The sequence below is a fragment of the Candidatus Avelusimicrobium alvi genome (assembly GCF_958451995.1).
Classification (GTDB): Bacteria; Elusimicrobiota; Elusimicrobia; order Elusimicrobiales; family Elusimicrobiaceae; genus Avelusimicrobium; species Avelusimicrobium alvi.
The window spans coordinates 1-9,399 of record NZ_CAUDSG010000048.1; the positions used below are offsets into that span (position 1 = coordinate 1).

The 9,399-nt window shown below is 53.7% G+C and carries 6 protein-coding genes and 1 tRNA gene; 6 read left to right on the forward strand and 1 reads right to left on the reverse strand.

Annotation, left to right across the window (positions count from 1 at the left end):
- On the forward strand, positions 1–506 hold a 506-nt coding region (locus ACQY36_RS07415), incomplete at its 5' end, for a type IV pilin protein (RefSeq protein WP_428078620.1).
- Positions 507–1,017: 511 nt separating this feature from the next.
- On the forward strand, positions 1,018–1,497 hold the full coding sequence (locus ACQY36_RS07420; RefSeq protein WP_428078622.1) for a type IV pilin protein: 480 nt from the start codon (positions 1,018–1,020) through the stop codon (positions 1,495–1,497).
- Between the two features lie 72 nt (positions 1,498–1,569).
- On the opposite strand, the gene asnS is transcribed toward ACQY36_RS07420, so the two are convergent.
- On the reverse strand, positions 1,570–2,868 hold the full coding sequence (gene asnS / locus ACQY36_RS07425) for an asparagine--tRNA ligase (protein ID WP_428056690.1): 1,299 nt from the start codon (positions 2,866–2,868) through the stop codon (positions 1,570–1,572).
- Between the two features lie 224 nt (positions 2,869–3,092).
- Here asnS and ACQY36_RS07430 point away from each other — a divergent pair.
- From ACQY36_RS07430 to aspS, 4 genes are all read left to right on the forward strand, one after another.
- Positions 3,093–3,165: transfer RNA gene (locus ACQY36_RS07430), tRNA-Ala, on the forward strand.
- A gap of 473 nt (positions 3,166–3,638) precedes the next feature.
- Positions 3,639–6,146 (forward strand): hypothetical protein, encoded by a 2,508-nt coding sequence (locus tag ACQY36_RS07435; protein WP_428078624.1) that lies wholly within the window; start codon positions 3,639–3,641, stop codon positions 6,144–6,146.
- A 95-nt stretch (positions 6,147–6,241) separates the two neighbouring features.
- Positions 6,242–7,471, forward strand: a complete 1,230-nt coding sequence (hisS, locus tag ACQY36_RS07440; RefSeq protein ID WP_428071715.1) for a histidine--tRNA ligase — start codon at positions 6,242–6,244, stop codon at positions 7,469–7,471.
- A complete protein-coding gene (gene aspS / locus ACQY36_RS07445; protein WP_428071713.1) occupies positions 7,468–9,216 on the forward strand; it encodes an aspartate--tRNA ligase in 1,749 nt (582 codons plus the stop codon). The genes hisS and aspS overlap by 4 nt, the downstream gene beginning before the upstream one ends.
- Positions 9,217–9,399 lie beyond the last annotated feature (183 nt).

The following is a 9,399-nucleotide window of genomic DNA, read 5'->3' on the forward strand; positions in this document are numbered from 1 at the left end:
GGGGGATATATCCCATGCAAAAAAGTCTCGGATTTACGCTTATAGAGCTGTTGGTAGTGGTATTGATTATTGGTATCCTGTCTGCCGTGGCATTACCCCAATATAATCTAGCTGTAGAAAAGTCCCGCGTGGCGGAGGCTATGCCCATTATTAAAAGCATTGCCGAGGCGCGCGAGATATACCGTTTGGCTAACGGGGAACTGCCCATAGATTTTGCGGAGTTGGATATTGATATCCCCGGGGAAGATGATGACGGCGAATGTGTGATTACCAAAAACTGGCGGTATTGCATTGATGTCGCTACCACCGACGCAGGGCGTTATAATGTGCCGGATGAGAATTACTATGTTATTTCTTATTATCCGCCCAGTGAGTACGCCGGGGAAGCGGTGGCGGGACGTTTTACGTGTAACCCCCGGGCTGTTAGTGCCGCCGGAGCATTTCCGGAAAAAGTTTGCCGCTCACTAGGCAGTGAAAAATTTGGCTCAGAATATATTGTGCGTTAAAACATACTTATAACAACTGAGTCCAATCTGAAACCCCGCTATTTCCCGCGGGGTTTTTAGTGGGGCAGATGAGGGGGGACGCGGCGGACAGCAACAGTCCAGACGGGAATATCCCCGAATGTTTCTCTTCCAAAAATCTGTAAGCACCGTAATGAATCCAAACTCTGGTTGAGGCCAGAACCCCAAGGCCCGGAGGGTGCGGCTTTTTGGGCTCGCTTTACGGTACTTGGCAACATTGTTTAAACAGTGTGGCTCAATTAGTCGGATGCCTCCGTTAGGGAAAGGGAGGGGCGGCTCGGTCTTACCAGACGGGTGCATACCCCCTTTGTTGTTCCCATCTAACTAATAGCACCGTTTATTGCTTTAGCCCTGGCCAGGCCAGATTGCCTGCCCCCGGCAAGGGGGTTGATTTGTTTTTTTTTGATACAGTGGGTAAAGCAGAGTTGATTTTCGGCTAAATAAGAGTAGAATATGGATGTAAGCCTTAAATTAACTTGCTAAGGAGCTTCTTATGAAAAAAGGTTTTACTTTGATAGAATTATTGGTTGTCGTGCTTATTATCGGCATTTTGGCGGCTGTTGCCGTGCCGCAGTACGAGAAAGCCGTGCAGAAAGCCCGCGTGGCGGAAGCCATGGGCGTTCTTAAAAAGATAGGTGATAATTGGGAGATGACTATCCTGTCTGAGGCGGAAGCCTCTTGCGAAACTATTATGGAGGGATTTCCCGAAGGGGAAGAGTCGTGCGAGTTTGAAACTAAAAATTTTACATATGCCGTCCCTTACGGTATTCCCATAGCTCAGTCAAAGGATGAGAGTTATGGACTGGTTTTATTGCCTCCCGCTTTAAAATCCGTGGGAGATTTGGCTGAAAACGAAGTGGGCCGCTGGTGTGTGCCAATGACGGATAAGGGAACGGCGTTTTGTAAATCGTTAAGCGGTAAATCGCCCCAGACATTGGATTTTGCCGGACTGGGCGTATCGTATCCGTTTTAAGTAAGTTCTGCTGTTATATAAATCCCCCGCGTCTTATACAAGGCGCGGGGGATTGTTGTTTCAGCGTAAAACTTACGGATGGATTTTATCCATCATACGGGCGAACGGGATGGTTTCGCGCACGTGCTGAAGTCCGCAAATCCAGCGCACCATGCGCTCAATGCCCATGCCAAAGCCCGAATGCGGCACGCTGCCGTAGCGGCGCAAATCCAGATACCAGTCGTACCCTTTGGGGTCCAGGCCCTGCTCTTTAATGCGGGCCAGCAAGGCGTCGTAATCCGCCTCTCTTTCGCTGCCGCCGATGATTTCGCCCGCGCCTTCCGGCCCGATAACGTCCACCGCCAGCACGACTTTCGGGTTTTTCGGGTCGCGCTTCATATAGAAAGCTTTGATGGCGGTCGGGTAACGGTGAATCATAATCGGCGTGTCGTAATCTTCGCCCAGCAGGGTTTCTTCGTCGCCGCCGATGTCTCCGCCCCAGGGGGTGTCGTTGCCTTTTTTGTGCAGGATTTCAATCGCGTCCGTATAATCAATGCGGGGGAATTTCTTTTCCACCGTGGCCTGGAGCTTGGAGGTATCTCTTTCCAGGGTTTTCAAGTCGGCCGCGCGGTTTTTAAGCACCTGGCCCACGATGTATTTAATGAAATCCTCGGCCAGGTCCATATTATCGTCCAAATCGTTGTACGCCACTTCGGGTTCCACCATCCAGAATTCGGTCAGGTGGCGGCGGGTTTTGCTTTTTTCGGCGCGGAAAGTGGGGCCGAAGCAATAGGTGCGGCCCAGGGCCATGGCGGACGCTTCGCCGTAGAGCTGGCCGCTCTGGGAGAGGAACGCTTTTTCGCCGAAGTAATCGGTTTCAAACAGCGTGCTGGTGCCTTCGCAGGCGGCGGGCGTTAAAATCGGCGAGTCGGACAGGACAAACCCGTTTTTATGGAAGTATTCGCGGATGGCGAAGATAATTTCGTCGCGCACGCGCAAAATGGCGGTTTGTTTGGCCGAGCGCAGCCACAGGTGGCGGTTCTGCATCAGAAAATCCGGGCCGTGTTCTTTGGGCGAAATGGGGTAATCTTTCGCCATTTGCACCACTTGCAAATCGGTCAGGCCCAGCTCAAAGCCCAGGGGGGAGCGTTTGTCTTCGCGCACCACGCCTTTGACGATGATGGACGATTCCTGCGTTACTTTGTCGGCGAGCTCAAAAAGCTCCGGGCTTACGTCGCCTTTAAACACGACGCACTGGATGATGCCGCTGCCGTCGCGCAGCTGCAAAAAGTGCAGTTTGCCGCTGGAGCGTTTGTTATACAGCCAGCCTTTTAAAGTGATTTCCTGGCCCAGGTATTGGCCTACGTCTTTGACGCGAATTTTGTTGGACATATATTTCCTCGGTAAAAATGATAAACGGAGTACTGATATATTGTAGCTTTTTGGGAGAGGAAAGAGAAGCCTGGGGAAGGGGATTTTGGGAGAATAAAGGGCAGGCGGCGCGCGCGGAGTTTTTCCGTCGGGGAAAATCAAAAATATTTTTCTTTTTGATTTCTGATATGCTATAATAAATATGTTCTTAGAAGTTCCCAGACTAAGAAACCCAAACAATTTTCGGGCGTGTAGCTCAGCTGGGAGAGCGCCTCGTTCGCAACGAGGAGGTCGTCGGTTCGATCCCGATCACGTCCAAATTTAAAACCCCGCTTTGGCGGGGTTTTTAATTTTACGTGGCGAGGCGCTGCTTCGCTTCCGAAGAGAGCGGAGGAGGTCGGTCGTCGTTTTTCGCCTTCCCGATCACGTCCAAATTTAAAACCCCGCCAAGGCGGGGTTTTTAATTTTACGCGGCGAGGCGCTGCTTCGCTTCCGAAGAGAGCAGAGGAGGTCGGGCGTCGTTCTTCGCCTTCCCGATCACGTCCACCATTTAAAAAGCTCCTCGTCAGAGGGGCTTTTTTAATGGAAGAAGGACAGTCTCCGAAGTTTTGTCTCTGGCGCGTTTCGCTTCCGAAGAGAGCGAGCGGGATTCTTCAATGTCCGCCGAACAACATTACAGAGGGAAAGTCTTGAAAAACGGGAATCTTTAGGCTATACTATCCTTATGCATCCGGTGTAAAAGCGCCTTGGGCGGGTTTTGCGTCGGAATTGTTTGTTTATTGGAAAACACTATGAAAAAATTTATTGTATTTATCTGCTGTTGTTTGGCGTCCTCTTATGCCGGGGCATGGGGGCTGTTGGACAACTTAGTGTCTTTTGACGGGGACCGGTATGTGTATAAGAAATCTTTTTTGTATCACGTGCTTACCCGCCCGTCTGACAAAATCCGCGTTTGCGTCAGCACCGAAGGCACCAGCACCGACCCGAGACGCCAAAAAATTACGCGGGATTACTTTCTTACGTCCACCCAGCAGGCTTTGGATGCCTGGCTTGCCAAAACCCGTTCCGCGCTGGGGGTGGCTGCGCGCCAAAATCCCGTTCCCGATAAAAAGTCCAAAAAGAAACAAAAAAACACTCCGCCCGCCGTTTCTTCGGTGCCGGACCGTACCGGCGAATTTGCCGACCTGCTGGCCTGGCTTCCCCGCCGCATTGAATTGCAGCTGGTGAACCCCAACGGCGAGGACTGCGACAAAGAAAAAAAGGGCAGTTATGATTTGCGCATTAGGTCTTTGGGAAATATGGAGTATGGCTCGTGGGAAAGCAGTGTTACCCACAAGCGCGGCCACGCCGGTGCGATAAAAGGCGTCTATCAGGGTGCCAAAAACGTATGGGAGCTGGCCCTTCCGGGCAATGACGGCTATACCCGGCAGCAGATTGAACTGGAAGAAGCCCGCCGGCAAGGCAGAAGTTTTGGTTCCGGTTACGTTACGGATTATTCCATGAAGACCGTAACCCAGCACGAAGTGGGGCATTTGCTGGGCCTGGCTGATTTGTATACGTCGTCCAATCCGGCGGCCCAAAATATAGACGGGTTTTATTCGCTTTTGCGGGTAGAGCCCCGTTCGGCGGTTGTCGGCGGCGCAAAAGCGGTGATGAATAAGGCCGACGGCATATCCTGCGATGATATAGAAGGTTTCATCAACGCCGTGGATTTTGTGCAGGCTATGGATGGGAAAACCTCCAAACGTCTGCAAAGCGGCTGGAAAAGCCTGTGCGCCAAGCCGTATATTTATCTGCAGGGCGCGCCCGCAAAAGACGAACAGGATTTGGAAGCGCTGCGCGCTCAGTTAAAGGAGTGGAAAAACTCCGCCGGCGTTGCGGCGCAGATTAACGAAACCGCTCGGGAATGGAATGAGTATTTGGAAAAAGTGAGAACCGCACGCGACGAAACCTTTGACAAATTATACCGCCGCCGGGCACTCGGTCAGGAATTAGATAAAGAGGGGCTCATCCTTTCGGCCGAATATAATTATTTAAGCCAAAAAGCGGAAAAAATTGAAGCCGTCATCAATGAAAAAATCGCTCCTGCCCAAGAAGCGGCCCGCACCCGCCGGACACTTTCCCCGCAGGATGTATCGTCGCTGGCGGCTCAGCTGGCGCCGTATAAGGAAAAATACGGACCGGATACGGCCGTGCTGGATCCCAGGGGTATTTTTACCGCGGTTCCGCTGGCGGATGATTTCCCGGACAAACTGTACCCTTGTTTGGTGTGCGGAAAGCCGGTGGGGCGGGACGGATACGTGCAGACTGCACGCTCCGGCTCCAGAGAATACCCTTTTCATATACATTTTGCCTGTGAGGACCAGCAAAAAGCCAATCTGGGCAAGTTGACGCGCTACAAACATAAGCCTTCCCGGCGCAAAGTGCCTACCTGGGGCGAGCTGACCTCCGCGTTAAACCCCGAGCTGGCACAGCTTTCCGGAATGGCGGCGCGCATGAATCAGGAACTTGCCCTGCCGGATCTGTCCGGTTTGACTCCGTGGGCGGGTTCCGGCCCCGCCGTGCGGCTGAATACCGCCACCCTTGCCGGCGGAAGAACCGCCGGTGCGGGCGTGAAGAAAAAACCCGTCCGTTCCGCTTCGGAAACGGGGCCCGCGGCAAATACTTCCGCGGCCGCCGTACCGCCCAAGCCGGATAAATCCGCCGTGCCGGCGCGGCCGGACGTGCCCGCCGTTACGGAGCCGGCGGAACAGGCGGCCCCCAAAGCCGTGTGTGAAGTATGCGGCAAAGAAATGGCGGCCGGAATATATTACACCGATTCGGTGGGCCGTACGGTGCATAAACATTCCGAATGCGCCTACCGCTATTTCAAACGCTTTCATAAAACGGATGATAAAAATCTTTCCCGCTACGAGGATTATTACTTTTTCAGCGTCCCGCAGGACGTCGTGCAGGCCAAGGCCGATATGCGCAAACTGGACTTGACGGTGGCCGACATTCGCCGCTACGCGTCGCAGGAAGCGGATAAAGCGCGCCGCCTGCAGGAAGAGCTGGCCCAGCAAAAACAGGCCGAACAGGTCCGCGCGCAGGACGCCGAAAAATGCCGCTTTTACGTGCACGTAACGCTGAAAGACATTCAGGTATTTTCCGAGGATAACCAAAAAACGCTTCAGAGCGTGCGCAAAAAAGAAAGCGTCGGAAGGCCGCTGTCTAAAAAAGAGGCTTTAGTCAAACGCAATTACGACCAGCTGAACGAAAATTATAAACTCAGCGAGTACTGCAAAGCCCGGAACCTCTAAATCCGGTTTCACTTTACTCCAAGCCCCCTTTTGCAGGGGGCTTTTTTGCCGGGGGGACATAGCTGCCGCCCTTATAAAATGCTAAAATTAATCATATGGCTAAACTAGTACGCGGGTTTAGAGATATCTTTGAACCCCAATCCAAAAATTTTACCGAACTGGAAAACTGCGCCCGCGGCGTGTTTTCTCTTTACGGGTTTGGCGAACTGCGCCTGCCCACCGTGGAGCTTAAAGAGCTTTTCGTCAAATCCACCGGCGAAACCACCGATATCGTGCAAAAAGAAATGTACGCGTTTGAAGACGCGGGGCACCGCTCTCTGGCCATCCGCCCCGAAGGCACCCCCGGCGTGGTGCGCGCGTATCTGGAAAATAATTTTACGCAAAACGCGCCCGTGCAGAAATTTTACTATATCGGCAATATGTTCCGGGCCGAACGCCCGCAGGCGGGCCGCTACCGCGAGTTTGAACAAATCGGCGCGGAATACATCGGCAATTCAGCTCCGGCGGCGGACGCGGAAGTGATTTTGATGTTAAAAGACATCGTATCTTCTTTCGGCGCCAAAAATTACAAAGTAAAAATCAACAGCCTGGGGTGCGACAAATGCCGCCCGCTTTACCGCCGGGCGCTGATTGATTTTTTGGCCAAAGAAAAAGACACGCTGTGCGAAAACTGCCAGACGCGTCTGGAAAAAAATCCCCTGCGCGTATTGGACTGCAAAATTGACGGCGCGCGTTTTGCCGGCCGCGTTCCCACGATGGAGCTCTGCCCCGAGTGCCGGGAACATTTTGATGCGGTGCAGGCGCTGTTAAAAGGCAAAATTGATTTTGAAGTGGACCCGATGCTCGTGCGCGGGCTGGATTATTATTCCCGTACGGTGTTTGAATTTCAGGCGGGGGACGCTTCGCAAAACGCCATTGCGGCGGGCGGACGGTACGATACGCTGGTGAAAAATATGGGCGGCCCGGCCACCCCGGCCATCGGCTGGGCGATGGGCGCGGAGCGCGTCATTATGGCGCGCGGCGAGAAAGAACAGCCCAAACAAAAAAGCGTGTACGTCGTATCTTTGGAAAAAGCCTGCAACGAAACGGCGTTTAATTTAATGCAGTCCCTGCGTGCGTCGGGCGTAAAAACCGAAGGCGGCCTGTTTGACAAAAACGTAAAAGGCCAAATGAAGCAGGCGGACCGCTGCGGCGCGTCTTACGCGCTGATTCTGGGCGGGGACGAGCTGGCCAAGCGCGCCGTTACCCTTAAAGACCTGACGACGGGCGAACAAAAACAAATTCCTTTTGAAGCATTAACTGACGAGGTAAAAAAACTGGTATGAAACGAACAACTTACTGCGGGGAAGTTACGGCTTCCCTGCTCGGCACCAAACAAACCCTGTGCGGCTGGGTGAACTCCTACCGCGACCACGGGGGGGTGCTTTTTATTGACTTACGAGACCGCAGCGGCGTATGCCAAATCGTAGTGGAGCCTGCAAGACCGTTTTTTAACGAAGCCGCCGCCGCGCGCAGTGAATACGTCATTGAAGTTACCGGCACGGTTCAGCGGCGCATTGAAGGCGCGGTCAATAAAAATATGAAAACCGGCGAAGTGGAGCTGGTGGCGGAAGAATTCAAAGTGCTGAATACTTCCATCCCGCTTCCGTTTGACGTGGAAAAATCCCGCGCCGTAGCCGAGGAAATCCGTTTAAAATACCGCTACCTGGATTTGCGCAACCCCAAAATGTACGCCAATTTGCTCCTGCGCCACCGTATTGCCCAAGCCGCGCGCCGCTACCTGGACGCAAACGGATTTTTGGAAGTGGAAACGCCCGTTTTAACGCGTTCTACGCCGGAAGGCGCGCGCGATTATCTCGTGCCGTCCCGCGTGCACCACGGCGAATTTTACGCCCTGCCGCAAAGCCCCCAGATGTTTAAGCAAACTTTAATGGCCAGCGGCGTGGACCGCTACTTCCAGCTGGCGCGGTGCTTCCGCGACGAAGACCTGCGCGCAGACCGCCAGCCGGAACACACGCAGATTGATATGGAAATGTCCTTCGTTACGATTGACGACATCCACGAAATCGTGGAAGGGCTGATGAAAGAAATTTTCAAAACCGCCGGCAAAGAGCTGACGGTTCCGTTCCCGAAACTTTCTTTTCACGACGCGATGGAAAAATACGGTTCCGACAAGCCGGACCTGCGCTACAGCCTGGAAATGAAAAATGTGTCGGACGTATTTAAAAACACCGGGTTTAAAGTGTTTAAAGACGTGCTGGAAGCCGGCGGCGGCATTTACGCGCTGCGCGGCGAAAAAGGCGCGGCGTATTCCCGCGGACACTTTGACAAGCTGACCGAGCTCGCCAAAAAGAACGGCGCGAAAGGGCTGGTGTGGCTGAAACTCAAAGACGGCAAATTTGAAGGGCCGTCCGCCAAGTTCTTTACCGAAGAAGAAATGAACGCCGTCAAAACCGCCGTGGGCGCGCAGGAAGGCGATGCGCTGCTTATCGGAAGCGACGTGAAGCGTGCCGTCTGCCAGTCGTTTATGGGCGCGCTCAGAAAAGAACTGGTAAAAGACCTGCCGCGCGAAAGCGAGTGGGCTTTTGTGTGGATTACCAACTTCCCGCTGTTGGAATATATCCCGGAAGAAGACCGCTGGGACGCGGCCCACAACCCGTTTACCGCCCCGGTGGAAGAAGATTTGCCCAAACTGGAAAGCGACCCCGGTTCCGTCCGCTCGTATCAGTTTGATCTGGTGCTTAACGGCAACGAGCTGGCCTCCGGCTCCGTGCGCAACTGCCGCCGCGACGTGCAGGAGCGCATCCTGGCGCTGATGAAACACTCCAAGGAAGAAGCCGCCCGGCGTTTTGGTATGCTGTTAAACGCGCTGGAAGCCGGCGCGCCTCCGCACGGAGGCATTGGCCTGGGACTGGACCGCATTACGGCGCTTTTGGCGGGGGAAGATTCCATCCGCGAAGTGATTGCGTTCCCCAAAACGGCGCAGGCCGTCTGCCCGCTGACCGAGTCCCCCAATACGGTGGACGAGGCCCAGTTAAAAGACTTGGGCATCCAAATTGCCAAAGAGTAAAAAAAGCCCCGCTTCGGCGGGGTTTTTTATGCGTTGTTTGGGGATAAATCGGCCGGGCACATTGGAGCGTTCTGTTCTGTGTACCGGCGGCAGTGCTGCTTAGTGGGATAAAGTGTACGCCGTGCAGCTTCGCCAATCACTCGGGCGCGCATAGAGAGGCGTGGACGGCACGTCTGTGAACGC

Excerpts from the sequence above, each read along its gene's own strand:
- ACQY36_RS07420 (WP_428078622.1), top strand. The coding sequence starts at position 1,018 with ATGAAAAAAGGTTTTACTTTGATAGAATTATTGGTTGTCGTGCTTATT.
- asnS (WP_428056690.1), bottom strand. The coding sequence starts at position 2,868 with ATGTCCAACAAAATTCGCGTCAAAGACGTAGGCCAATACCTGGGCCAG.
- ACQY36_RS07435 (WP_428078624.1), top strand. The coding sequence starts at position 3,639 with ATGAAAAAATTTATTGTATTTATCTGCTGTTGTTTGGCGTCCTCTTAT.
- hisS (WP_428071715.1), top strand. The coding sequence starts at position 6,242 with ATGGCTAAACTAGTACGCGGGTTTAGAGATATCTTTGAACCCCAATCC.
- aspS (WP_428071713.1), top strand. The coding sequence starts at position 7,468 with ATGAAACGAACAACTTACTGCGGGGAAGTTACGGCTTCCCTGCTCGGC.